Annotated in this window: 25 protein-coding genes; 12 read left to right on the top strand and 13 right to left on the bottom strand. The window is 40.2% G+C overall.

Annotation, left to right across the window (positions count from 1 at the left end):
• A partial coding sequence (locus H5203_RS10555) for a transposase family protein (RefSeq protein WP_182819710.1) occupies positions 1-185 on the bottom strand: 185 nt, incomplete at its 3' end.
• Positions 186-239: 54 nt separating this feature from the next.
• Here H5203_RS10555 and H5203_RS10550 point away from each other — a divergent pair.
• The 4 genes from H5203_RS10550 (at position 240) to H5203_RS10535 (ending at position 2,837) form a co-directional block, all read left to right on the top strand.
• Positions 240-638, top strand: a complete 399-nt coding sequence (locus tag H5203_RS10550) for a helix-turn-helix domain-containing protein (RefSeq protein ID WP_310736555.1) — start codon at positions 240-242, stop codon at positions 636-638.
• A 143-nt stretch (positions 639-781) separates the two neighbouring features.
• Positions 782-1,630: a LytTR family DNA-binding domain-containing protein gene (locus H5203_RS10545; protein ID WP_145237698.1), complete on the top strand. Its 849-nt coding sequence runs from the start codon at positions 782-784 to the stop codon at positions 1,628-1,630.
• A gap of 120 nt (positions 1,631-1,750) precedes the next feature.
• A complete protein-coding gene (locus H5203_RS10540; protein WP_182762747.1) occupies positions 1,751-2,578 on the top strand; it encodes a CPBP family intramembrane glutamic endopeptidase in 828 nt (275 codons plus the stop codon).
• Between the two features lie 10 nt (positions 2,579-2,588).
• On the top strand, positions 2,589-2,837 hold the full coding sequence (locus tag H5203_RS10535; protein ID WP_145237690.1) for a hypothetical protein: 249 nt from the start codon (positions 2,589-2,591) through the stop codon (positions 2,835-2,837).
• Between the two features lie 698 nt (positions 2,838-3,535).
• Here H5203_RS10535 and H5203_RS10530 read toward each other — a convergent pair.
• Positions 3,536-4,429, bottom strand: coding sequence for a LysR family transcriptional regulator (locus H5203_RS10530; protein WP_182819709.1), 894 nt, complete (start codon positions 4,427-4,429; stop codon positions 3,536-3,538).
• Positions 4,430-4,577: 148 nt separating this feature from the next.
• On the opposite strand from H5203_RS10530, the gene H5203_RS10525 reads away from it, so the two are divergent.
• Positions 4,578-5,333, top strand: a complete 756-nt coding sequence (locus H5203_RS10525) for an SDR family NAD(P)-dependent oxidoreductase (RefSeq protein ID WP_220495301.1) — start codon at positions 4,578-4,580, stop codon at positions 5,331-5,333.
• 263 nt (positions 5,334-5,596) lie between these two features.
• On the opposite strand, the gene H5203_RS10520 is transcribed toward H5203_RS10525, so the two are convergent.
• The 6 genes from H5203_RS10520 to H5203_RS10495 form a co-directional block, all read right to left on the bottom strand.
• On the bottom strand, positions 5,597-6,163 hold the full coding sequence (locus H5203_RS10520; RefSeq protein ID WP_145237681.1) for a DUF2799 domain-containing protein: 567 nt from the start codon (positions 6,161-6,163) through the stop codon (positions 5,597-5,599).
• 160 nt (positions 6,164-6,323) lie between these two features.
• Complete coding sequence (locus tag H5203_RS10515) at positions 6,324-7,958, bottom strand: hypothetical protein (RefSeq protein WP_145237678.1); 1,635 nt, start codon at positions 7,956-7,958, stop codon at positions 6,324-6,326.
• A 128-nt stretch (positions 7,959-8,086) separates the two neighbouring features.
• The gene (locus H5203_RS10510) at positions 8,087-8,467 is read right to left on the bottom strand and encodes a hypothetical protein (RefSeq protein WP_145237675.1); all 381 of its coding nucleotides are present in this window, start codon (positions 8,465-8,467) and stop codon (positions 8,087-8,089) included.
• The gene (locus tag H5203_RS10505; protein WP_179959150.1) at positions 8,464-8,832 is read right to left on the bottom strand and encodes a hypothetical protein; all 369 of its coding nucleotides are present in this window, start codon (positions 8,830-8,832) and stop codon (positions 8,464-8,466) included. The genes H5203_RS10510 and H5203_RS10505 overlap by 4 nt, the downstream gene beginning before the upstream one ends.
• A 116-nt stretch (positions 8,833-8,948) precedes the next feature.
• Complete coding sequence (locus H5203_RS10500; protein WP_145237672.1) at positions 8,949-9,839, bottom strand: dienelactone hydrolase family protein; 891 nt, start codon at positions 9,837-9,839, stop codon at positions 8,949-8,951.
• Between the two features lie 84 nt (positions 9,840-9,923).
• Positions 9,924-10,142 carry a hypothetical protein gene (locus H5203_RS10495; RefSeq protein WP_145237669.1) on the bottom strand — a complete coding sequence of 73 codons (219 nt, stop codon included), beginning with the start codon at positions 10,140-10,142 and terminating at the stop codon, positions 9,924-9,926.
• Between the two features lie 211 nt (positions 10,143-10,353).
• On the opposite strand from H5203_RS10495, the gene H5203_RS10490 reads away from it, so the two are divergent.
• From H5203_RS10490 to H5203_RS10475, 4 genes are all read left to right on the top strand, one after another.
• Positions 10,354-11,217, top strand: a complete 864-nt coding sequence (locus tag H5203_RS10490; protein WP_145237666.1) for a PA4780 family RIO1-like protein kinase — start codon at positions 10,354-10,356, stop codon at positions 11,215-11,217.
• A gap of 118 nt (positions 11,218-11,335) precedes the next feature.
• Positions 11,336-11,668: a PBPRA1643 family SWIM/SEC-C metal-binding motif protein gene (locus H5203_RS10485; RefSeq protein WP_145237663.1), complete on the top strand. Its 333-nt coding sequence runs from the start codon at positions 11,336-11,338 to the stop codon at positions 11,666-11,668.
• Between the two features lie 161 nt (positions 11,669-11,829).
• Complete coding sequence (locus H5203_RS22910; RefSeq protein ID WP_259398275.1) at positions 11,830-12,723, top strand: GGDEF domain-containing protein; 894 nt, start codon at positions 11,830-11,832, stop codon at positions 12,721-12,723.
• A 199-nt stretch (positions 12,724-12,922) separates the two neighbouring features.
• The gene (locus H5203_RS10475) at positions 12,923-13,507 is read left to right on the top strand and encodes a YqaA family protein (protein ID WP_182819707.1); all 585 of its coding nucleotides are present in this window, start codon (positions 12,923-12,925) and stop codon (positions 13,505-13,507) included.
• 29 nt (positions 13,508-13,536) lie between these two features.
• Here H5203_RS10475 and H5203_RS10470 read toward each other — a convergent pair whose 3' ends face one another.
• Positions 13,537-15,513: a phytase gene (locus H5203_RS10470; RefSeq protein WP_182819706.1), complete on the bottom strand. Its 1,977-nt coding sequence runs from the start codon at positions 15,511-15,513 to the stop codon at positions 13,537-13,539.
• Positions 15,514-15,753: 240 nt separating this feature from the next.
• Complete coding sequence (locus tag H5203_RS10465) at positions 15,754-16,920, bottom strand: hypothetical protein (protein ID WP_182819705.1); 1,167 nt, start codon at positions 16,918-16,920, stop codon at positions 15,754-15,756.
• Between the two features lie 131 nt (positions 16,921-17,051).
• Here H5203_RS10465 and H5203_RS10460 point away from each other — a divergent pair, with 131 nt between their 5' ends.
• Together H5203_RS10460 and H5203_RS10455 are read left to right on the top strand one after the other, a co-directional pair.
• Positions 17,052-17,516 (top strand): MarR family winged helix-turn-helix transcriptional regulator, encoded by a 465-nt coding sequence (locus H5203_RS10460; RefSeq protein ID WP_149980919.1) that lies wholly within the window; start codon positions 17,052-17,054, stop codon positions 17,514-17,516.
• Between the two features lie 87 nt (positions 17,517-17,603).
• Positions 17,604-18,341, top strand: coding sequence for an RIO1 family regulatory kinase/ATPase (locus H5203_RS10455; RefSeq protein ID WP_149980918.1), 738 nt, complete (start codon positions 17,604-17,606; stop codon positions 18,339-18,341).
• A 44-nt stretch (positions 18,342-18,385) separates the two neighbouring features.
• Here the strand turns inward: H5203_RS10455 and H5203_RS10450 are convergent, their stop codons facing one another.
• The 3 genes from H5203_RS10450 to H5203_RS10440 all read right to left on the bottom strand — a co-directional run bounded on the left by H5203_RS10450 (position 18,386) and on the right by H5203_RS10440 (position 21,609).
• Positions 18,386-19,798, bottom strand: coding sequence for a family 43 glycosylhydrolase (locus tag H5203_RS10450; protein WP_182819704.1), 1,413 nt, complete (start codon positions 19,796-19,798; stop codon positions 18,386-18,388).
• Between the two features lie 201 nt (positions 19,799-19,999).
• The gene (locus H5203_RS10445; RefSeq protein WP_149980916.1) at positions 20,000-20,467 is read right to left on the bottom strand and encodes a hypothetical protein; all 468 of its coding nucleotides are present in this window, start codon (positions 20,465-20,467) and stop codon (positions 20,000-20,002) included.
• The gene (locus tag H5203_RS10440) at positions 20,467-21,609 is read right to left on the bottom strand and encodes a PepSY domain-containing protein (protein ID WP_182819703.1); all 1,143 of its coding nucleotides are present in this window, start codon (positions 21,607-21,609) and stop codon (positions 20,467-20,469) included. Before H5203_RS10440 ends, H5203_RS10445 begins: the two co-directional genes overlap by 1 nt.
• Positions 21,610-21,710: 101 nt before the next feature.
• Here H5203_RS10440 and H5203_RS10435 point away from each other — a divergent pair, with 101 nt between their 5' ends.
• Positions 21,711-23,873 (top strand): TonB-dependent siderophore receptor, encoded by a 2,163-nt coding sequence (locus tag H5203_RS10435; RefSeq protein ID WP_182819702.1) that lies wholly within the window; start codon positions 21,711-21,713, stop codon positions 23,871-23,873.
• Positions 23,874-23,903 lie beyond the last annotated feature (30 nt).

The raw sequence follows: 23,903 nt of genomic DNA, 5'->3' as shown, positions 1-23,903 counted from the left end.
ACGTACTTCCTGAGCCAATCTAATCTATCATGGCCAAAATCTTCAATATCTTCCCAGCCTTGGCACCCAGATATGACAGCGCTGACAGCTAAGAATATGATATCAAAAAGTTTATGGACAACTTTACCCTGCTGGCGAGGGTCGGCAATTGATTCGAAATATTTAAATAGTTGAATATCAGGCATGGGGGCTCCTTAAAAAGGAGTATAAGATCATACTTTTAAGTCAAGGTAAAGTTCGTGATCTTGCCCTGGGTTTTGGGTTGTGAGGACTTTATTGAAAACATAAAAGACTATATTGCTAAATCAGATAGCGAAAGAAAGCTTGTTAGTAAAAAACGCTCAGCAGATGATGTTATAGCTTACTTAGCTAAACACTTTAATGTTGAAGTTGATGAGATTATAACGGTTAAAAAGGGGCGAAAAGAGAAAAATTTACCACGCTGGTTTGCTATAAAATTATGCCAAGATTTAACGGGATTAAATTTGCAGGCATTAGCAGATGTTTTTAATGTTAAACACTATTCGGCGATATCAAAAACTGTCGGTAGATTAAATGCATTAATGATTGAAGATAAGAAGGTTGAATTGCAATTAGAAAAACTTCGAGATTGTTTGATGTCTGAAGTCAAGATTTGACCCCTTTTGGTTGACCCCTTTTGGTTTTTTGGCATCTTTTAGATAAGGTCGAATGTCTGTAAATTGTTTATTTATCTAAACCTTAAAAGCATAGTAGAACTGTGGTATTTTAACGGTCGAAAATTTCAGAAGGTGTATAAATAGTGAAGTTGTGGCTTAAGGATGATTTGGACTCAAAAAAAACGCTTATTCAAAGAGCGATGCTATTTTCTGTGGTCACCTTAGTAATATTATTCTTGTTTCAACCTTTTGGCACGCACAGCGATACTATTTCCTATAAATATCTGCGTCTGTCTGGTTATGGTTTAGTGACTTTTTGTGCTTTATTGCTGGCTGGGTTCATAGAGATATTATTAAGCCGTAGACGGTTAAATAGCCACATTAGAAAAGGCCTTATTGCTACTTTGTATATTGGCTTTGTAGCGGTATTTAATCACAGTTATTTTGTGGTGGCCATATTAGGTGTTTGGCATTGGCAGAATCAATTGTTGTTTGTTTTTTATATATTAGCCATTGGTTTGTTTCCGATTATTTTTATGTTTTTAGTTAATCGACATTCAGTTGCTATTACTCAGTCTCAGCCAATTGCCCTTGAGTCAAGCCAAGCGAAAAACGCTACGCTAACCTTAGAAAAACAAATAACCTTAAGAGGTGACAATAAAGATGACATTGTACAAGTCAGTTTGTCGCAGATTTTATTTATCAAATCTGCGGATAATTATTGTGAGCTTGGTATGCTCGAAGATGAAAATTGCAGTCGTAAGTTATTGCGCGGCTCGTTAACCAAACTGTTAAAACAGCTTCCAGCTGACGCTCAGGTGGTACGTTGTCATAGATCTTATGCAGTAAATCTTGGTTTAGTTAAGTTATGGCAAGGTAACGCCGGTGGTTTGCAATTGACTATGCAGGCTGGCGATTTGGTAGTGCCCGTCTCTAGAACCTATGTAGAAGCAACAAAAAAGGCCTTGTCATTCGCCCCTAAGGCTTGTTAATCACCGCAAATTTTTGTCACTAAACCCTAAATAATCAGCTTTAGCCCTAACTCATCGCCATGATGAATTGGGCTTGGCATGCTTAGCTCGAATTTTGAATTTCTTACTAAGCAGGTAACTATGAATCACACAATCAAATCACTAATATTATTAACCACCTTTATGTTCTGTCACTATTTTATGCGTGATTTTTGGGGCGAGAGTTGGAGCGAAGTATTACTTAACCTAGATCAACAAACTTATCTTTTACACACCTTGGCGAAATATCTATTTATCTACGGGCCACTTGTCTTAGTGGCGGTCTTATTATTTAAACAACACCCTTGGTATGACGTAATAGGTGTAAACGTGTCTGGCAGTCAGCACTACTTATTGGCAGCTGTAGCTTGTTGTTTGCCTATGACCTTAGGGTATGCATTCTTAAGTACCGAATTAGACCTCTCACTGCCTGGCATTATTACCGGCTCAGTATATGCTGGGTTGTTTGAAGAAATTATCTTTAGGGCAGCGTTATTTGGGGTGTTATTTCACTTTTGTCGTTGGGGATTTATTCCTGCCGCATTAATTAGCTCGGTTATTTTTGGTCTAGGGCATATTTACCAAGGGCATGATGTTATGTCTGTTGTTATGGCGCTAACCATCACAACTATCGCTGGAACATGGTTTGCGTGGTTATATTGTGAATGTGGATACCGCATTTGGTTTCCTATGTTTATGCATATTTTCATGAATGCAGCTTACGGTATATTTGGCATGTCAGGCGGCGCCGCTGGTGACCTAGAAGGCAACCTTTTCAAGGCCACTGCCATTATTCTAAGTATAATTTATGTGCATATACTGGTGCGTAAAGGGAAAACACGGGAAATAGCCTTTAAAACACTATGGCGCAACAATGGCGATGTTAATTCACAACCTCAATCAGAACTAACCACTCAAAACAGCTACTAGGAGAACCACTATGTTTGAATTATTTTTAGTTATGCTAGCCCTTACCTCACCGATTTTAATTATCATCTTTGTGCGTAATTATTTTAATTACAAATCTGAGGTCAATCAGAAGATATTAGCGCTGCAAAAAGACACAGATACCGAAGCGGTGAATAACATGCAGAAAAGGGTAGAGCAGCTGGCTAAAAGAGTGATAGTGCTTGAAAAAATAGTCACCGATAGCAAGTTTGAGTTGGGGCAGGAAATCAGCCAATTGTGATTGATGTAACAGACAACAATAAACGGCTCATGTTGAGCCGTTTTTTTGTTTAATAATTTAGTAACCTGGAGGAGCGCTATCTAACAAATAAACTTAGTTTCACGTTACAAAGTTTTATGGTCGGCTAATAGATAATGAGACATGCAAGATTTGCTTGCTGACAGTCGCAAAAACGGCAAGAGCGGCCGTACGTCATTCAGAACCATACGAGAACATTGTGCCAATGCCCGTCATTCGAAGTCACGTCAGTTAAACTGATTTTGCGATAAATTGTCAGTCTAGTTCGCATCTTAAAAGGGAAACTAACGCCCAAAACGGTCATAAACATTTATCACCTGACCGTTGAAAAAACAAACATAATGGACTTTGCCGCTAAGCTTGTAGTGTTTTTTAAAGCCAAAATCTTTAATTAAAAGCCAGAGGGGTCAAATCTTGACTTCACACATCAAGAATCATCAATGTCCGCTTCTACCACTTTGCCGATATTACGGCTGTGAGCGATAACCCTCAAGATTTCAAAAATGCTGTTTATATTTCATAGTGCCCTTAACTGGGAAGCAGTGAATTATATTGAGAGTGAGTCTACGTAAAAAATTTAGTTCTTAAAATATTTTCAAGTGAACCTTTTTGGAATAAGTACAAGGCGGTTTTCACAATAGATGTGTTCAATAACGTGACCCAAAGCGCTGTGACTTTTATTACCTTGCTAGGGTGATTGATTGCAGCCAATTCATAAATACAGTTAGGCGTTTAGTTGGTTGTCTACGTGATGAATAGAGTAAAGACACCGGCATTGGCTCGGCTTCAAATTGAGGTAGGACAGAAATTAGTAGGCCTTTCTTGATGAGGTTTTCTGCACCAATCGCGGGGAGTTGGGCAATGCCAAGCCCTGCTAAGCAAGCATCTAAATAAGCATCTGTGCCATTAACCGCTAGGCTACTTGGCATGGATTGTTGTTTTACCTTGTCGCCTTCCATGTATTCAAATTGGGCATCGAGATTACCAAGCGTATGAGAATATTCGATCAGTTTATGATTGGCTAATTCTGCAAGACACTGTGGAATACCATATTTTTCAACATAGCTTGGCGACACACAATTTACGCTTCGGTACAGCGTTAATGGGCGAGCGATAAGGCTGCTATCGTCAAGATTACCCACTCGAATGACGCAATCAATGCTTTCTTTAATTATATCAACTCGATAATCTGCGCTGCTGATCTTTAGGCGTATGTTGGGGTATTTTTCGAGGAAGTCGGATAAATGCGGAATGACAACCGTTGTGGCAAAACGACTAGGCATGTCGACTCTGAGTACCCCGCGAACATCATCAGAGTTACGTTGGAACTGGCTTGCCAAAGCGTCTAACTCGGCGAGCAGTACTTGGCACTGTGGTAAGTAAGTCTCGCCGTCTTGAGTTAAGGTGACGCTGCGCGTGCTGCGATGAAAAAGCCGCGTGCCTAATTCACTTTCAAGCCCTTGAATAGCACTTGATACGCTTGACTTTGGCAGGCCAAGCGCGTCTGCTGCCTTGGTAAAGCTGCCAAATTGAGCAACCAATACAAAGCGCTGCATGGCTTCAAATTTGTCCACATCTTCTACCTTTGTTTGTTTTATCCGAACAATGTTATCACTTTTGTCATGTATATCGAACACAATAAATTATCTACTCTGTTCTACGTGGTCAGAGCCGCTATGGTTTAAGGTTTTAAAATTGTTACAGAATAGATTGGAGAGAGTGATGAATAAATTAGCAATTATTACTGGTGCTAGCCGTGGGTTAGGAAGAAACAGTGCTTTAGCGTTAGCTGACAAAGGCATAGACGTTATTTTTACTTATCACAATAATGTTCAAGCGGCACAAGATGTGATTGAAGAGATTCAACAAAAAGGCCAAAAAGCCTTTGCCCTTCAATTGGATACGCGCGATTTTGATGCCATTCCTGAATTTGTTAGTCAGGTTGACGGATTGTTGACCAATGAATTTGCACGAAGCGATTTCGATTATTTGTTAAATAACGCTGGCGTAGGTTTACGGGTAAGTGTTGAAGAAACCACTTATGAAGAGCTAGAAAATATGCTGGCAATCCATGTAAAGGGACCTTTCTTTTTAACGCAAGCATTATTACCGCATATTAAAGACGGCGGTCATATTCTCAATATTTCTTCAGGTTTGGCACGTTTTAGTATGCCAGGTTCAAGTGCCTACGCGATGGCCAAAGGTGCAGTCGAAGTCATGACACGCTATATGGCAAAAGAGTTCGCAAACCGACAAATTCGCGTAAATACCTTGGCACCCGGTGCTATTGCGACAGACTTTGGCGGTGGTAATGTGCGTGACAACCAACAAGTGAACCAAATGGTGGCATCTGTTACCGCTTTGGGTCGGGTTGGGGAGGCTGACGATATTGGTAAAGCCGTTGCCATGTTGCTTAGTGAAGACAGCGGCTGGATTACGGGACAGCGAATTGAAGCGTCTGGCGGTATGTTTCTTTAATTTTCAGCTAATATTAGTGCTCTGCCGCATTATTTTTTATAAGGATTCAAAGCCCTCTGCGTGAGGGCTTCATCGCTACTATAAAGCTCTTAATATATTGTCAGAATTAGTTAAACTCGAGCAGTGTTTACTGGCTCAGACTTGCTTTGACAGTTCAAGTTAAGACTTATTCACATAAATTACAGTGGTTTTTTTTAATCTGAATTTTGCTTTCGCTTTTTGCATTAACCCAGCCCTATTATTACAGGCTGGGCAGAAGGTAATTAAGGAAAGGTAATTTCAACTGTTGAGGCTTTATTCAATAGTGGTAATAAGGATTTTTCGCGTCTTAAGTCCTTTAACTCACGTTCTAATTGGCGTTGCTGTGTATTTAGCTCTTTACGCTGCGTTTGCGTGATGTTATTGCTGTTTAATTGCTGATTAAGTTCAGAGAGTTGTTGTTTTAGCTCGGTTATACGGTTATCAATTTCTATACGACGTTGTTGAATTTGATAACGGTCGTTACCTTCTTCCCACGCTTTTCGAAATGCACGGCTGTTACATACACCGTTATACGAGACTCCGCGCATAGCAAGAGTAAAGCCGTTTTCAGGTTGACAATACACCGCTAAACCACTTTCGTAGCTACTTTTAAATTGTGCTATGTTTGGGGTAATATTGTAATCGTTACACGTCGCGATCTTTGTTATACCATCGGCATAATCACCACCATTTACGCCGTGTTCATAACCTAAACTTTGCCAATTAGCGACTTTACACTCATCTTGACTTAACGTTGTGCAGCCATTTAGTAGTGCTATACAACTTAATATAAATAAACGATTTGGCATAAACTTCCTGTTCTGTATCGGATTTACTGACATTTTAAATGATCTTTAGCATCGACATTTTTGTTTTGCCGATGCCTTATCTTACTTGCGATCGCTATAAAAAATACACATTTAAATATGTTATAGACTAATTTTATGTAACAAATCTAGTCGATACAAATTAAAAAGTTGTACCCACCGATAATCCAAGTTGCCATGAGTCGACCGCTTGGTAATTACCAAGGGGTTTACTTAAATCGATATGTACGACGTTGTCATTACTAGAGCGCGATGAGAACAGACGAATACCTAAACCAACACTACTAAGCGTACTATCAGTGATATTAGGTGTTTGCACTTTGCCAGAGGCACGCCCAACATCGACAAAGCCCACAAAACCTACATCGGCAATTTGATATAAATTTATGTTTGGATATATACGTATCTCTGCGCTAGCTTGTATACTTTGTGTGCCATGTTGGTAACTTTGTGGAAAGCCGCGCATACCTTCTTCACCACCTACAGCAAGTGGTTGTTCAGCGAATTCGGTATTTTGCCACTGTGCATTTATATGACCATACAAGGCAAATAAAGGGGAGAGACGCAGGTTAACTTGCCCTTTAGAAAATAAAGCGACACGATCTTCAAGTTCAGTACCAATTTCGGCATTTAAGCCGCCGCTAAATCTAAACAGGGTGGATGAATCGCTCGCCCAGGCTTTGTCGATCCCCGTTTCAACAATAAAGCCTTCACCGGGATTAATCATATCAGCACCAAATTTGGCGTTTAATTCCCAGCCAAGGTTAATATCTTCGCTGTGATTGATAAGGTCGATGTCTTGAAGTACGGTAAAATCATCTTGTATCCAGTGAACGCCAAGCCAAGGTGTTGCAATGGTAAAGTTATTTAAGTTAGCGGGAAGCGGTGTGTTGGCAACTTGATCATAGCGGGTGTCTTGATAATCAATCCCCGTAAGCCAATGCGTTGTTGCGCTGCTGTCTTGTGACCATACGCCACCTACTGCAAGCTGCCCTTGTGTATCATCAGAAAAAAACTCAGAGCGAGTTTCGCCATTTTGATATATAGAGGTTTTTTGTTGTTGTGTTTTAGCATAATAACGTCTTAGAGCATCACTACTTCGTTGATAAAAAGGTTGTTGATAGTCAAACATAAAAACTTGTCCATCGTCATAGTCATCGGCTTGCAAGCTCAATGTCGCATGCGGTTGCCACGGCACAGGCATTTGCAGCATGGTATGATAACCGCTGCGTTCGTGATCTGTTTTATATTTTACTGATGCGCGTATGCCATAGCCTAAAAAGTTTTCTTCTTTAAAACCAATGCTGAACTTGTTATTGCCACTGCTGCGACCAAAATCAATGGTTGGTAATAAACTCCAGGTGTCCCATGTTTCAACAATTACGGCTTGGTCATTGTTGTCATTACAGTTTGGCGTTGTGCTGATCTTTGCGTCGCGAATATATTTTTTCTTACGCAGGATACGCTCAGCTTCTCTTAATTGCGTGTCATCGACTTGTTCGCCTATCTGAAATGGTAACTGCTCATGAATAACTGCTTTACGAGTATCAATATGTAACCAATTAATAAAGCGATGTAAGGCTGTGGTTTCAGGTGAATGCGGATCAAAAATTGGATTGTTTTTGATAATTATTTCACCAAGCGGTGCATTTGGTTCAATGGTCGCAGGCTGGGGCTCAATAGCATTACAACTCGATATGGACTCGAGTGAGTTAGCAGTCTCTGCATTGCTACAGCAGCAGTAAAATAAACAGCTAGTTAAGATGATGCGTTTCATAAGTGCCTGAGTTTAATGACTGCGTTGAACATGAGTCTGTTCAGCGCAGTGTGGTAGTAATTTAAACTCAGCATAGAAGGCAATACTTAAGGAAAGCTTAACTTAAACTGAAAGTTTGATTAGCCAATCTAAAGCGGTTTTTTACTGCGAGGAGCGCCTAGTACAATCGCTATTTGGCAGACACATATCGACAAAAATCCACTTATGCCCAAAGCTCCGCCAAAATTACTAAGGTAAGGCACTAAATTATCAAACAAAATCGAAAAAATAACACTGGCAGAAAACAGCGTGTAAATACCAAAGCGTTTTGGTGCGCTCATGCCTATAAATGTGCCACCAAAAAAAATGCTGCTATATAGCTCTGCGTTGAACTCGGTGGCAAGTAAAATAAGGTAAGCGATAATAGCTAAAATTGCTGACGCTCTAATCGCATCTAGACGGTTGTGCTTCGCTAAATAAAAGGTCAAAAACGCGCCAAGTAAAGCAAGTGTTACCGATGATAAACTCATGCCGCGAGCCCTTTAGCTAATACAAACAAAGCAACACTAATAAAGGCAATACTTCCTAATTTACCACCAAAGCCAGTAAACACTTTAGTCGTCAGTACGTATAAAATAGCCCCAATCAATGAAATAATTGCTAATTCCCAATAGGTATTAATCAACCCCTGAGAGCACATTCCAGCAAAACTACCAGCATAAACAGCTGCGTAAGGATGATTTGCATACTGTTTTGGAAAAGGAATAAAGCTGCCAATAAGTCCGGTTAGGCAAGATGCAATAACCGCAGGCACTGCAAATTGCGTATGAAGGGTAAAACAAGCGACACATCCACTAAAAAAAGCGATGTATTTTAGGAGAAAAAATTTAGTCATAGAGTCGGTGATTTTTCTTAACTGAAGTACTTAATTCTGAATGAAGTTAGTGCTAGCTTATTATGCTTGGCACTAACATTATGCAATTAATCAAGGTGCAATTAAACTAGATATAATTAAACAAGGTGTTGCTCAAAAAATGCTAAAGTTCGTTGCCATGCAAGTTCTGCATTCGGTTTATCGTAACGGCCCGTTGAGTCATTATGAAAACCGTGATTGGCATCTTTATACATATACATTTTGTAATCTACATTGAGACTTTTTAAATCGCGCTCATAGTCAGGCCATGTTGCATTTACGCGCTCATCAAGCTCGGCTAATTGGATCATTAACGGGGCTTTAATATTTTTGCGCAGAGCTTCGCTGGCGGGCGTGCCGTAAAATGGTACTCCGGCGCTTAATAATGATGAATCAACCGCAGCGAGGTAATTGACAATATAACCGCCAAAACAAAATCCAACGGCACCAAGTTTACCATTACTGAGTGGGTGTGATTTTAAATAGTGGGCTGCGGCAACAAAATCATTTTGAATTTTCTCTTTATCCATTGAGCTTTGCATGGCTCGCCCTTCGTCATCATTACCCGGATAACCACCTAGCGGAAATAGCGCATCGGGTGCAAAAGCGACAAAACCCGCTTTGGCTAAACGACGGGCCACATCTTTTACATAGGGGTTTAAGCCTCGGTTTTCATGCACCACTAAGACTACCGGGCGCTTGCCCTTTAATAGCGTTGGCACTACTAAATAACCTTGTCCTTTGTTATGACCATTGGGAGAATCAAAACTTTGGTAAGTTGCTTTAATTGATTCATCATTAAACGAAACTTGTTCGGCTAAGGCATAATTTGGTAATAACGCTGAAGTGAGCACTGTCATTGAATAACCAAGGGCGACTAAGCCACCAAGTTTTTTCATAAACGTGCGTCTATCCATTTTGCCATGAGCGTATTCATCGTACCAATCAAAGGCTTCTTGAGGGATGTGATCTGAATGTGGGTTATTCATTGCAGTGCCTATATGTTATTGATTTAAGATTTAATAACATAGCTGAGAGAACTCAAAATGTATATTGCTGTATGATTAATATACCTAGCTAACTTCTTCACCGGCATGTTTTGCGGCTAATTCATCAAGTTCTGCGCAAGTGTAATCAAACCCCGCGCCATCGAATTGATAATTTACTTTAACGTCAAAACCACCATTAAGAAGTTTTGTTTTTACCCGGGCGACAGGCCAATGCTTTAATTCGTTTAAAAAACGATTAGCGATTTGACCAGATTGAAAGCGATAGCGTATTTCTGAATTCATATAAAGTAAGTATAATTTGGGCTGTTAACTTCGCAGTTTGTGGATTTAGCCGATTTAGTCAAGTTTTTTGTTCTTTAACATGCTTGATAAGTTCAATTGTGCGCTTATTAGCATTGGTTTTCGTCTGCTTTTGCTTTAACGTAAGGGTCTGTCAGATAAAATAGTTTGCGAGAAGATTACAAGGTATGCCTAAGTACGGTATAAGAGTGTCATGAAAACGCCAAAACAGATTTTACCGTTAATAGAAGACGGTATCGTTGATGAAGTCATCAGCCAATTAATGAGTGGAAAAGAAGCCTCGGTTTATGTGGTTCGCTGTGGCGAGCATATTCGCTGTGCGAAAGTGTACAAAGATGTACAACACCGAAGTTTTAAACAAGCAGTAAAATACCAAGAAGGACGTAAAGTACGCAATAGTCGCCGCGGTCGTGCGATGGAAAAAGGCTCTAAGTTTGGTCGTAAAGAACAAGAAAACGTGTGGCAAAATGCGGAAGTAGATGCGCTTTTCACGCTTTCTCGGGTTGGCGTAAAGGTACCACAACCTCATGGTTGTTACGATGGTGTACTGATCATGGATTTAGTCACCGATAATGATGGTGATGTTGCGCCGCGTTTAAATGATGTGAGTTTAACTGCTGAGCAGGCAATTGAAGATCACGCTACTATGGTTCATTACATTCGCTTAATGCTATGTGCGGGTATTGTGCATGGTGATTTGTCTGAATTTAATGTGTTAGTAGATAGCTACGGTCCGGTGGTGATTGATTTACCGCAGGCAGTAAATGCGGCGGCGAATAACAATGCGCAAGAAATGTTTTTACGTGATGTACGCAACATGCGCTTGTATTACGGGCAGTATGCACCAGAAATACTCGATACGCGTTTTGGTGAAGAAATGTGGGCTTTGTATCAAGCGGGTGAATTAACAGCAGAAACTGTTCTTTACGGTGAGGTTGCAGATAATCATGCTGAGGCTGATGTTGATTCAGTGCTTGATGAAATCAAAGCTGCATTTGAGCAAATGCAAGAAAACCAAGAGCGAATAAAAGCAGCACAAGCACCTGAAGACGACTAAAGTTTATTAGCTTCATTATCGATTTTAAAGATGCGCGCTAACAGCATTAAATTCTGTTAGACTGCGCAGCCTTTAGCTACTCGCGGTGAGTTGCTTTAAATGACAGTTAGGAACGCAGGTGTCAAAATTTTTCTATCGTGGTAAGCCCGATATTATGGGTAAAAATAATCAAGGTACTTATCAGCCTAAACCGAAAGTAAAACCTGGTAGCGAAGAAAATCCGCTCGTTTTACAGGTGCAAAGCGCTGCACGTGAGCTTGAAATAAACGCTATTTTGATAGCTAATGATTTATTTGCAGATATTCGTGTTGATAGTACGCTTGCTGAAGATATTACTCCTTTAGATATTGTGCTTAATAAACCTGTTACTCAAGTTTTTGAAAAAACACCACAACGTAATGATCCATGTTCGTGTGGCAGTAATAAAAAATACAAAAAATGCTGTGGTTAAAATACCTTGTTTAGGTGTGTAAACTCAGGTTGGGGCTGGTGTTAGGAACTTAAAAAATCAGCTCCAGTGATATAAAACGGCAGTTGTATTTAAAAGCTATATATTCATTAGTTTGTGATAGCGTTATTTAATATAGCGCTCACTTAATCAGCGAAACGTGTATGAAATACAGTGATAATAAACTTCAACAACAAACGGCAAAAAACACCTTACAACACGTGTTTTCAGCTGTATTTGTAGTTACTCTGTTTTTAATAGTTACCTCGTATATTTATTTCTATCCTGAATTAGATAACAGTATTTTTTTTAATGGTGTCCTTACCGACGCAATTAACCTATTAATTGTGGTGGCTATTTTTATCATTGTCCAAAGGGCCAACTTATCAGTTTTTGCTTATGTTAATTTAAGCATCGGTTTATTATTGTGGTCGGCGGGTTTAACCTTTGATCTACTTGATGAAGTGCTGATCCAGCCTTTGTTTATTGGTATTTATGTTGAGGATGTTTTACGTACTGCAGGCATGTTGTTTACTTGTTATGGTTTAAAGTTAACTATAGGCGATTTAACAAGTGTGCAGCAGCAGTTATCAAAAGAGCTGATCACTGATTACTTAACCCAAATAGCGAACCGCCAATTCTTTTATCAATATATGCAAAAAAATCAATCAGCCCCGTATACAATTTTGCTTATTGATATCGATTTTTTTAAAGTGATTAATGATCAGTTTGGTCACGATAGGGGGGATCAAGTACTGATCGAATTATCATCTTTATATGCCAAAGCTTTACCGAATAATAGTGTCTTTGCACGTTTAGGTGGTGAAGAGTTTGCAATATACCTGCCCGGTGATAACCGACCAAAAGCCTGCGATTTAAGTGAGCAATTACTATCACTTGCACATACCATTGAACTTGCTGCTAATCGAACGGTAAGTGTAAGTATTGGTGTGTCATTTAAGGCCCCAGAAGAAGCGTTTAATGAGGTAGTTAAACGTGCTGATCAAGCCTTGTACAAAGCGAAAAATAGCGGCCGTAGCCAATATTACATTGCTTAATCCCTAAGCAATTGATTACAGTAAAATTTACAATTTTAATTGGGGGTTTTTACACTATCAGTTAAATTTATTTGCCTTTTCCTGTTAAATTTTATTAAAAAATGCTTATAAAACAATGTACTTATTAATTATGCAAGGCTGGTATTGAGCTTGCAATATGCTTATAAATATAACTTATAAGCACTACCAAGGTGATACTATGGCTGTTATGCAGCGCTTAAAGCAAAAAACACGACAATTTATTGATTCAAAGCATATGTTAACCAGCATAACGGCGGCTTCATTTTTAGAGTCAACAATAGTTCCTATTCCTCTTGAAGCAGTATTGGTGCCGTTGATGCAAGCGCGGTGTGAAAAGCTTTGGCTGATAGCCTTAATGGCGACTTTAGGCTGTATTATTGGGGCCTTGTTTGGTTACGCGCTTGGCTATTACTTGTTTGATGCGGTTGGCGATTGGGTGATCAATACCTTTTCAAATCCAGAGCAGTTTGAACACGTAGAACAACAAATGCAGCAGCAAGGTTTTTGGTTTGTAATAATGTTGGGGATAGTGCCAATCCCTTTTCAAATAGCTATGCTCGCAGCGGGTGCGACCAAATATTCATTAATAATGTTTTTAATTGCGACGACTATTGCCCGTTCAATTCGGTATTTTGGTCTGGCGCTGGTGGTGTATTATGCTGGCAATCAAGCAGAGCGAATTATTACAAAACATAAAACCAAAGCAATGCTTGGTTTGACTGTGTTGGTGTTAGTTATTTGGTGGTTAACAACGGTAATATAGCCGCCAAGTGACGGCTATATTTGTTTAGTTTACTTAACATCGCCATGGATAAGTGAATGTACTTGGCGCCAATCCACCAGTTTAAAATTTTGTGGTTGCTGTGGCATACGATTGTAGCCATCTTGCACTATTAATACGCCAAGAGGGTAGCCAGGCAGCGGTTTAGCTGTAACGGTTAAGCCATCGGTTTCTGACACGCCATCAATACCGTTATTTAAGTTTGCAAGAATATTAAACTTACTGACAAACTCAAGGGTAGGGTGTTTTTCACCTTTATTTATGCGATACACGACATAACTATCGTCACCTTGGCTAGATACCACTAATAAGCGCTCGTCTTTACCATGATAAATCTCCATACCTTCTACATCATCAACTAGCATTTCATTCACGGATTGCAATAAAATAGGCGCTTGCTGTGAATCAGGCTCTGCTTGGATAAACCAAATACCAGCGTCTTCCTCACCGGCAAAAAGTTCCCCATTTTTATCGTCACTACTACAGCCTTCTGGTTGGCTAGGTAGATTAAATTCGCGCACCAGTTTGCCCGAGACTTGTTGCTGTTGGCTGGTTATTTTATATTGCTGATATAACCCTGATTTATCATTCACAAATACATAGTCACCTGATTTCGATGAATACATGCATAAGCCATAAATCTCACTCAAATTGGTAGCCACGCTACCTAAGTGGTGTACGCTGTTTTGTATGTCGACAGTGAACAAACTAATGCTATTTTCACTACGGTTACTGGCTGCAATTAGAGAGTGAGTTGGGTTGTTGATATTACTACTTTGACGAACGTCAACATTGTTAACTCTACCTACGTCAAGGCTTTGAATTTGCTCTCCAGCTAAGTTATAGATCATCAGTCCGCGACGTTTATCGGTGCCAATGATCAAGCTTTTAGCTGCGTCGGTTGGATGCACCCAGATGGCTGGATCGTCTGCGGCATCACCAAATGCTGCAACTGGTGTAGTTTGCACTTTTGCATACACATGTGCTGTTTTTGCAGTGGTGGTGTTGGTTTTTGTCGAACTGGTGATTGGGTCTAAAATTAACTGGCTGCTGCGGTACGCGCCACTTTCATCGTCATACATAATGGCTTGAGCAGTAGTGGCGTTATTATCAATTACCACAGAACCAATACTGAGATCTCCAGAGACACGCCACTTTTGTTGTATACCTTGCTCTGGATTATATCGGTATAGGGTGTTATTGCTGCTGCTAGTAAACCAGAGGCTGCCATCAGTGCTGGTGGTTAATGCGCCAATACCGCTGGCCAGTTCACCAAAGGGAGCAACCATGGTAAGGGGTTGTTTACTCGCTGAAGATTCTGCATTGGCGTTCATTTGCCAAATGCCAAGTTCTTCTTCACTGATAAATAATTGTTGGCTTACATCATTAACCGCACAACCCGCAGCTTCATTTACACCGGCAAATTCTCGGACCGCAATGTTAGTGGTTTGCTCTGTGGCAAAGTTATAAATTAAGGTTTCGCGCATTAAGCCGCGAACATCAGCAACAAAAGCAGAAATACTCCCCGTATTGTGATTGTTAAATAGGCAGACCGCTTCAGGTTTTGCTTGCGGTGCAACAATCGGTGTGTGCTCCGTTAGCTGCCAGTTGCCGTTACTTTTAGTTAGGGTGAAAACGGCAACCAGATCACGTTCGTTATCAATACTGGTCACTAAAAAGCGATTATCGCCAATAGTACGCACTGACAGAGTTTCAAAGTTACCCGCGTTAAGTACTTCGCTATGTTGTTTATTTTGCTCTACTACAATTAAGCCTTGGCTTTCACTGGCTAGTAACCATGCATCATCAAAAAGCCAAGCAGCTTGCGAACCTTGAACATTATTTTGTTGCCAAAATGGTGCGCTGTTAAGCTTTAGTGTAGTTTGGCTTGGTTGAGTGGAATTAACATCTTGGCTGCTGCAAGCGCCTAATGTTGCTGTGAGTGTTAATATGCTCAGTGCATAAGCAAGTGGTTTAAGTGTTGGCACGAGTAAAGTCCTAAGTTAGCCATGTATGCGATGCAAGCTAAATAACTTTTATGACAAAACCGTGACAAAAGAAAGACTTCTGCAGTGAGAGTAAAGCTATTTAGGTTTCCTTTCATTCAATGCTTTTTATTTTATCTGTCTGTTTTTATTGGTTTTAATTTTTAATTGTTAGTTTTAAAATGACCCATTAGGGCATCGCTTTCATGCTGAGCTGATGTGACCCTAAGCATGATATAGCGGTTATTTTTCTGTGATGGTGGTGTGTATTTCTGTTTTCATTTGCGCTAATGCTTGCAGCACGGAACGTTGCCAAATAGCTTTAAATGCCTTACTAAATAAATATAAGAAGAGCAAAGGCATGATAAATAATTTGATGATTAGTAACGACACTAAGTTTAAAAATTCAATAAATAAGCCCTCTAAAGAATTAGCCATATCTGTAATGCCAGTGGTAACGGTATCAACGACTTTGCTAATTAAATTGCCAGAATTACCTGCTAGTTGGTCGTTATAATCATGCAGCTGTTGTTGCAGTTGAGCTTTCTGTTGATATAACGCGGCGAACTGATTGTTGATAGATGCTTGTTGTTGCTTTAACTCGCGTTGTTTTTGCAGTAATTGTTTAGCCTCGGGAAGCTCTGTTAAGGTGAGTTTTTCGGCTAAACTGCGGGTCGTTTGAATGGCGTCAATTTGCTTATTTAATTGCTCAAGCTGCTGTTGGTTATCTGTAATAATTGCTTTTAATTGTTGTTGCTGAACGGCAATAAGTTCGAGTTCATCGAGAGTTGTTTGCTTGTCACTGTTAATTTTTGCGCTCAGTTGTGCTGATAGTGTGGAGGTTGCATTAGCCTGTACGCTAAGTGTGTCAACGGTCTTTTCAACATATTGATTTTGATGATTAATTTCTTCATCTAGAAAGGCTTGGCTGGCAAGCCCAGTTGCAAGTACTACAAATGGAATTAAAAACCGCACTAAAATCAGGCTAGCGAGTAACTTACCTTTAAGCTGTTTTAAATACCCAAAATAATCACAGACTAAATAACTAATGACGCTGGCGGTAAACAAGGTGCTAAAAAATACCCCTGATGAAATAGTAAATAAAATCCGCTGGATAAACAGTGAGCCTAATGATATGCGCATCGCATCGGCAATGTATTCGGCTAAATCGTTCACCGGATCAAGCAATTGTGCAGGCGCTATGCTGGCTATACCAATACCGACTTCAGCCGACTGCAATAAAGAAATAATGCCGTTAACACTGCGCGCAGAAGCATAAACTAATGATGACTGCACTAAGGTTTGGTCAAGAAAATCCATGACATAGCTGTTAAATTGCTCTGACCAGCAAAGTAGTAGCAGTATAAGTATGGCAATATACTTGATAACATCTCGTTGTTTACTTTGCATGTATTCCTCAATAACATTAGTTAGCTTGTTTGACGCTACACTAATTAGGTGTCACTACGCAATTATGTTTGATTGAATTATTATAGGTATTAATGGTCAATGAGTGACCTTCACGCAGTTTTTGAGAATTTATGAAAGAGTCCGCTTCACTTGTACAATGTTGTATTGATGATCTTGATCCCGTTCAAGATCTGGGTCGGTTAGTTGCTTATTTACGGTCAAATTTAGTAACTCATCTAGATGCTGGCCTTACGCCAATGGATTTAACTTCGGCGCAATATATTGTTGTGGTGCTATTAGCTCGAGGCAAAGTGCATACTTTGGCAGAGCTATGTGAGCATATGGTTTATGATCGTGGCGCGATGAGCCGTTTGTTGTCTCGTTTAGAAGAAAAAGGCTTAGTTGCAAAACAACAATCCGCAGAAGATCGCCGCTCTACGCTATTATGCCTTACGGAAAAAGGCCAACAGCTTTACCCTGAAATACTCCCTATTGTGAATAATATTTACCGCACAGCACTAATCGACTTTTCTGATGATGAAAAAAAACTGTTGGCAAAGCTGTTATTTAGAGCAATCCATAATTTGAAATCGTAAATCTAGCTAAGGGTTATATTGCTGTGAGTGCAGAGATTTGATAATGTAGTTGCCTAGGCATTTATATTTAACAAGTCGCAGGGTGTTATGATCGAAGCTACTTTATTACAGCAGTTACAGCAGCAATTTCCAGAACATCAGTTTGCAGCCGAAAATTTAAATGTTGTTCATACCGGACGTTTTGCAAATGCTATTGTCTATCGTTATACCGATCAGCAACTCGATTTAGTCATTAAAGATTTTCAACATAGCCCTTGGTGGGTGAGAAAAACCTTTGCGCCTTTATCGGTGAATCAAGAGTATAAAGGGCTGGCTCGTTTAGCTGGCATAACTGGAGTGAGTGGGCGATTTTTACGATTATCGCCGATTGCTGTTGCCTATGACTATATTACAGGCACACCACTTAAACAGTTAGTACAACAAAAAGAAGTGCTACCCGTTAGTTTTTTTAAAGATTTTGAACGACTGGTTGCATTAATGCATCGCCGAGGGGTTGTACATTTAGATTTGCGCAATTTGGGTAATGTGCTTTGTAGTGATGATGGTAAACCGTATATCATCGATTTTCAGTCGACGATACGATACGCGCGATTTCCTCGCTGGTTACAGCAATTTATGCGTGGTGCAGATATGTCGGGTGTTTATAAAGCATGGGCAAAGCTTGCTGATCAACCTCTGCCAGATGCCAAAGCTGATTATTTAAGTAATTTTAATCATGTTAGAAAGCGTTGGATTTTTAGAGGTTACCCGATCCAACGTGCATATATGTGGGGATGTGGAATAGCTACGCAAATCGCCTCCGCTATCATGGAGCGTTTTTTATAAAGCGCGTTATTACACGCTTTATAAATGTTGTTAAGTTGGCTGGTTTAAAATCTTGGCCAACCATTTGAGTCCCAATTTAGTGTGCTGATCAATAGTTTTGGCACACCGTTGTCACCTTTATCATAAGCATGGCGAACCATTACATCGGTATTAAGAATATCTTGGCCGCCAGGTCCGGCCCACTGGCTGTTACCAGCATCTAAAATACTGCCACCACCAGAGAGCATATTGTTGCCATTCTTGTCTAAGTAAGGACCACGAATATCCGTTGCACGCCCATATGCGATACGATAGGTGCTATCGGTTCCTGCGCAACATTTACCAACAGATACAAATAGGTAGTAGTATCCTTGGCGATAGATGATCGTTGGTGCTTCAATGCCACCTGAGCGGCTAGCAAGGGAATAGAGCTCACCAAATGGTTTCATCGTTATTGGGTTGATCCGCATTAACTTGATACCTGAATTCCACGAACCGAATGTTAACCATGGCGCACCATCTTTGGCGACGACTAAATCTGGGTCAATCGCATTGTAGCTATTGCTGTTGGTGGTGTTTATCACTAAACCATCATCACGCCAATTACCGGCAGAGACACTACTTGCTGAGGTTAAACCAATTGCCGAAACACGCGAGCCAAAGGTTGATATTGCATAATAAAGCCAGCTGCGGCCATTGTAACTTTTAAGTTCAGGCGCCCAAACATCAATGCCATCGTGTTCAGGCACATAGTTAGACCACCAATTTAAGCCATTGGGAAAAATCGCTGCGGCATCATTCCAAGCAACGCCATTATTTGACCACTTTCCAGCGATACCAGGCCCAGTTTGAAATATCCACCACGTGCCATTTTCGTAACTGATGGTTGGATCGTGAGTGACTAAACTACCGGTTAATGGCCAATGATCCGTTGCGCCATTGGTAGTTGAAGGATCAAAGGGAGCGGATTCTACGTTGGCCAGTTTATTGAGCTGCCAAAGCTGTGCATCACTGTCATTGTATGCCCATTGGCTGATATTAGCCCCGTCATTGCCGTCAAAGTCATACAGATCGAGCGCTTTTTGGCTATTGGCATTGATAAAGCTCACATAGCCGTTGCCTTCGCTATTAATTTGCCAATGCTGCGTTGCACCAGCGCTATAGTCATATTGGACTACGTTTGCGCCATCACTAGTTGACCACTCAAAGACCTCCATTGCTTTACCGCTGTTAAGGTTTATTACAGAGTAGTTATTATTTTCAACCTGAGTAATGAGCCAACGTTGGGTATCGTGATTAGTATTAGCCCATTGGCTAATATTCGCGCCATCCGCAGTTGATGCATTGGCGACTTCGACAAATTTGGCGCTATATTTTGATTTTATGGTATAGACACCATTATCGATAGCGAATGCATTATTAAAAAATGGGCTGGCGGCTAAACTAAGCCAGCAAAGTAATTGTGTGGAAAATTTCATTTTATCTCCAAAGTACTGTGTGTGTATGATCCGATAGCTCAAGCAAATTTAGCATTCGATGAGCAGCTCAACGATTAACCTTTAAAAGGTTAATTGTAATACTTTATTACATTATTACTTTTGTAAAGATAAATGGTGATTTAAGTTAAATAAAAGTTGGGTTTGGGTGGGCGTGGGAGCATGTTTTGCTCCCCATTGTTGTTAGTTAATAAACTGGCTTGGAATTTCCCAGCTTTGAACTAGCAATTCACCTTGCCACGTTTGGAGTGTGATCCATGCCTTATCTTTGCTGGTTATTAATTTTGGTGCAATAGCGTGCACATGTTGACCATGACGCGTGCCATGTAAAATACCTTCATCGGCTTTTGATAACTGACTAAGTGGTAAAGGAGTGGGGCCAATATTCATGTAACCTTGGCGTACATCTGCTATTTTTCCTTTATTAAACATTACCATAAAATCTTTAACGTATTCACCATGGTGGCTATAGGGGGGCGCCATATTAAGTGGCATGGGTGCAAGGGTAAACTCTCCCATTGTTTGCTCGCCCCATGAGTCAGGAAATATGAGAATCATTGATTGATATAAAAACCAAAATGGTAAAATTAAAATACTAGCATGTAGTAGATACTTATAGCGTTGCCACCAAGTACTTTTAAGTCGCGCCATTATTGTGCCTCCTGAATATAGTCAGTCGTTAGCAGCTGCGCCTTTGTTGTCTTAGCTAACTTACTACGCCACATCATAAAGCCTGTAATAGACATACCGCTTAAGATCACGCCAAAAATAAACCAAACTAGCTTGGTCCAGATCCCGCCAATTGTGCCGTAATGCAAAGGGTCTGCAATATGAGAAATAGTTTGTAGAGCGTTCATTGATCCGGGACTTTTAGTCTGTGCTAATTCGCCTGTCCAAGGATTTATCGTCGTTGAGAACGCATAGTCATCATAGAAAATAGTGTTGTTCGAGCCGCTGATACTGTACATGCCTCGGCTATGTTCTGGGAACATGATGTAATGAGGTTCAAAGTCAGTAAACTGCTGCTTAGTGAGCTGTAGAGCCTGACTTAGACTGATGGCCGGTACCGTTTTAGAGGTGGGCAAATCAGCTATGCTTACCAGCGGCGGATGCTCTTCAATATCAATTTCGTTATGCCACATAATTGCTTGAGTTAAATACCAAAACCCCGTTAAGCTCATAATGAGTAAAAACCACATAGACCAGACGCCAGCCAAGCTATGTAAATCTTTTAGTAAGGTTTTTTTACCTTGATTAAAGCGCAATTTAGGCTGAGTAAAAGCACGCCAGAAATTTTTATAAATAATCAGCCCGGTGACTAATGCGCCAAACATGACTATTGCCATTGCAGATACAAGATAATAACCGACGCTATAACCAGATTGCCATGGAAACAACAGCCAACCATGTAACGCGCGCATAAAACCAATAAAGGTGATGCCTTGATTAACTGCTTGTATTTGCCCTGTGTACTGATTTACGTAGGCAATTGCTTGGGGTTTATTGTGATCTGTAAAAATAATAGCGTTTACTAAATACGGTTCATACACCAATACTGATGTGATATCAGCAGTAGGATGTTGTTGTTCTACTGCTGCTATTAATTCATCGATTGGTTTTGCAGGCAAATTGTTAGGATTACTTGCTCGAGCAGCAGGGTTGGTTAACCAGGTAAGCTCATGACTCACTACAGAGAGAGTGCCTGTAATACAAATAAAACAGAATAAAACCCATACAGGCAATGAGAACCAGCCATGTAATTGAAACCAAAATCGCTTGCTTACTTTAGCCATAGTGAAACCTATTGTTAATGATATTTGTTATCATTCATATTGCATTTCAATAATTGTACTATTAAACTACCTTCAATTTCAATTTGTCCTAAGGAATATTAATGCAGTTAAGTGGAATAAATACACCGTTAAGTATTTTATCTTTGACTCTTCTTTCACTGTTAAATCCTTCTAATGCTGTTGCCGAACAGCATGCTGTGAGTGAAGATCACGATTTAGAAGTTATTACGGTAAAAAGCCAACGAGGTTTGATTTCATACATGAGTGCGTCTGGTGCAAAATCAGACGTGCCAATTATTGAAACTCCGTTGTCTGTTTCAGTTTTAACGCAAGAGCGAATTGAAGATTTAGGCGCACTAACTATTCAAGATGCAATTGGTTATGTGTCTGGTTTATATAACGGTCCATACGGTGTTGATACCCGTGGCGATTGGTCGGTTATTCGTGGTGTGTCGCCCGTACAATACTTAGATGGCTTAAAATCGTTGTATGGTAGTTATAATAATGTTCGCACTAACCCTTATGGATTGTCGCAAATTGAAATACTCAAAGGGCCGAGCTCAGTACTTTATGGACAGGGGTCAATTGGCGGGATTGTTAACTTAGTCAGTAAAAAACCAGAAGCTGAAACATCAGGACAGCTTTGGGGGCAAGTTGGTAATTACTCGCGCAAACAAGTTGCGGGAGATATTACCGGTGCATTAAATGATGATGCTTCATTACAAGGGCGAGTAATTGGTTTATGGCGAGAGAGTGATACCCAAACCGATTATGTGCCAGATAACAGTATTGTGTTTTCTCCATCATTAACCTGGTATGCCACTGATGATACAAAAATAACGCTATTAACTAATTGGCAAAAGAATGAATCAGGCACGAGTACCTCGTTCTTACCTCACTCAGGCACCATTTTAGAAAACGAAAACGGCAAAATTCCATCAAGCCGTTTTGTTTCTGAGCCGGGTTTTGATCGTTATGATACTGAGCAAGCGTCAATCACTGCGATTTTAGAGCAAAATATTAATGCTGATTGGCAGTTTAAACTTGCTGCGCGTTACACCGATAGTCATGCTGATTATCATACGATTTATGGTTGGCCACCTAAATTTTTAGAAGATGGGCGCAGCGTCAAGCGAGTGTCTTATCTTAGCTCCGCTGATTCGCGGGCTATTGCCAGTGATGCCCAGTTTCATGGCAATATAATAACCGGTAATATTGAGCACACAATAGTGATGGGGCTTGATTATCAAAATGCTTATACCGATAACGACTCTGTTTCTGGACTAGCTGGCACGCTAGACTTATTTAACCCGAAATATGGCCAAGTCGCTAATTTACCAACGGTAGATGATATCGTTGATTATGACTCGTCAAAGGTTTATCAAACTGGCTTATATATTCAAGACAGTATGAAAATTGCTGATAAGTGGATAGTCTCAACAGCATTACGTCGCGATAAAGCAACAGCAAACCCTGAAAACGGCAAAAGTGAGTCACAGTATGCGACCACCGGTCGTTTAGGCTTGATGTATTTATTTGACTCAGGGGTTTCACCGTATGCAAGTTATAGTGAATCATTTGAACCATTAATGGGTCAAGATGCTTACGGTAAAGCATTCGAACCAAAAACGGGTGAGCAAGTTGAAGCGGGTTTAAAATATCAACCAGCAGGTACAGAGCATTTATTAACAGCTGCGGTGTATCAGATCGTTGAGCAAAATCGCACCACCAGCTTACCAGCTGAACAGGTGGGTAATACAAATCTTATTGACCCTAATGGACAAGTTCAGCAAGGTGAGGTAACTGTTAAAGGTATTGAATTAGAAGCACAGCTAGCTTGGGATACAGTCGATGTTTACGCATCTTATGCATACACTGACGGTTATGTTAGTCAAAGTAATACTCTTGGTGAAGATGGTGCAAAGTTAAGTGCCTTGCCAGATCAGCAAGCATCTATTTGGAGTACTTGGCGACCAGAGTCATTGAACGGCTTTAAAATGGGTTTTGGAGCACGATACGTTGGTGAAACATCAGATGGAAGTGCCTATGTTGAAATGAATAATATAGTTTTAAATGATCCTATTAAAACGGATAACTATACTTTATTTGACGCTATGATTGGTTATGATTTTGATGACTATAGTTTTAGTTTACAAGCGCAAAATTTAACGGATAAAACAGTGATTACATCATGTTTAGCGCGTGGAGATTGCTTCTATGGTCAACGCAGAACTGTAACTGCGAATGTGCGCTATAAGTTTTAAAGCTGTACTATACTAGCCGTAAAAAGGGAG

Source organism: Pseudoalteromonas sp. SG41-1, from assembly GCF_014164575.1.
In the GTDB taxonomy this organism is placed as follows: Bacteria; Pseudomonadota; Gammaproteobacteria; order Enterobacterales; family Alteromonadaceae; genus Pseudoalteromonas; species Pseudoalteromonas rhizosphaerae.
The sequence above is the reverse complement of the archived record's forward strand: the minus strand, read 5'-3'. Positions and strand labels throughout refer to the sequence as shown.

What these genes read in the sequence shown, in the direction of transcription:
- H5203_RS10495 (WP_145237669.1), bottom strand. Translation starts at nt 10,142, where the DNA reads ATGAATTCAGAAATACGCTATCGCTTTCAATCTGGTCAAATCGCTAAT.
- H5203_RS10435 (WP_182819702.1), top strand. Translation starts at nt 21,711, where the DNA reads ATGCAGTTAAGTGGAATAAATACACCGTTAAGTATTTTATCTTTGACT.
- H5203_RS10525 (WP_220495301.1), top strand. Translation starts at nt 4,578, where the DNA reads ATGAATAAATTAGCAATTATTACTGGTGCTAGCCGTGGGTTAGGAAGA.
- H5203_RS10505 (WP_179959150.1), bottom strand. Translation starts at nt 8,832, where the DNA reads ATGACTAAATTTTTTCTCCTAAAATACATCGCTTTTTTTAGTGGATGT.
- H5203_RS10450 (WP_182819704.1), bottom strand. Translation starts at nt 19,798, where the DNA reads ATGAAATTTTCCACACAATTACTTTGCTGGCTTAGTTTAGCCGCCAGC.
- H5203_RS10445 (WP_149980916.1), bottom strand. Translation starts at nt 20,467, where the DNA reads ATGGCGCGACTTAAAAGTACTTGGTGGCAACGCTATAAGTATCTACTA.
- H5203_RS10455 (WP_149980918.1), top strand. Translation starts at nt 17,604, where the DNA reads ATGATCGAAGCTACTTTATTACAGCAGTTACAGCAGCAATTTCCAGAA.
- H5203_RS10535 (WP_145237690.1), top strand. Translation starts at nt 2,589, where the DNA reads ATGTTTGAATTATTTTTAGTTATGCTAGCCCTTACCTCACCGATTTTA.
- H5203_RS10540 (WP_182762747.1), top strand. Translation starts at nt 1,751, where the DNA reads ATGAATCACACAATCAAATCACTAATATTATTAACCACCTTTATGTTC.
- H5203_RS10510 (WP_145237675.1), bottom strand. Translation starts at nt 8,467, where the DNA reads ATGAGTTTATCATCGGTAACACTTGCTTTACTTGGCGCGTTTTTGACC.
- H5203_RS22910 (WP_259398275.1), top strand. Translation starts at nt 11,830, where the DNA reads ATGAAATACAGTGATAATAAACTTCAACAACAAACGGCAAAAAACACC.
- H5203_RS10520 (WP_145237681.1), bottom strand. Translation starts at nt 6,163, where the DNA reads ATGCCAAATCGTTTATTTATATTAAGTTGTATAGCACTACTAAATGGC.
- H5203_RS10500 (WP_145237672.1), bottom strand. Translation starts at nt 9,839, where the DNA reads ATGAATAACCCACATTCAGATCACATCCCTCAAGAAGCCTTTGATTGG.
- H5203_RS10440 (WP_182819703.1), bottom strand. Translation starts at nt 21,609, where the DNA reads ATGGCTAAAGTAAGCAAGCGATTTTGGTTTCAATTACATGGCTGGTTC.
- H5203_RS10490 (WP_145237666.1), top strand. Translation starts at nt 10,354, where the DNA reads ATGAAAACGCCAAAACAGATTTTACCGTTAATAGAAGACGGTATCGTT.
- H5203_RS10465 (WP_182819705.1), bottom strand. Translation starts at nt 16,920, where the DNA reads ATGCAAAGTAAACAACGAGATGTTATCAAGTATATTGCCATACTTATA.
- H5203_RS10475 (WP_182819707.1), top strand. Translation starts at nt 12,923, where the DNA reads ATGGCTGTTATGCAGCGCTTAAAGCAAAAAACACGACAATTTATTGAT.
- H5203_RS10460 (WP_149980919.1), top strand. Translation starts at nt 17,052, where the DNA reads ATGAAAGAGTCCGCTTCACTTGTACAATGTTGTATTGATGATCTTGAT.
- H5203_RS10515 (WP_145237678.1), bottom strand. Translation starts at nt 7,958, where the DNA reads ATGAAACGCATCATCTTAACTAGCTGTTTATTTTACTGCTGCTGTAGC.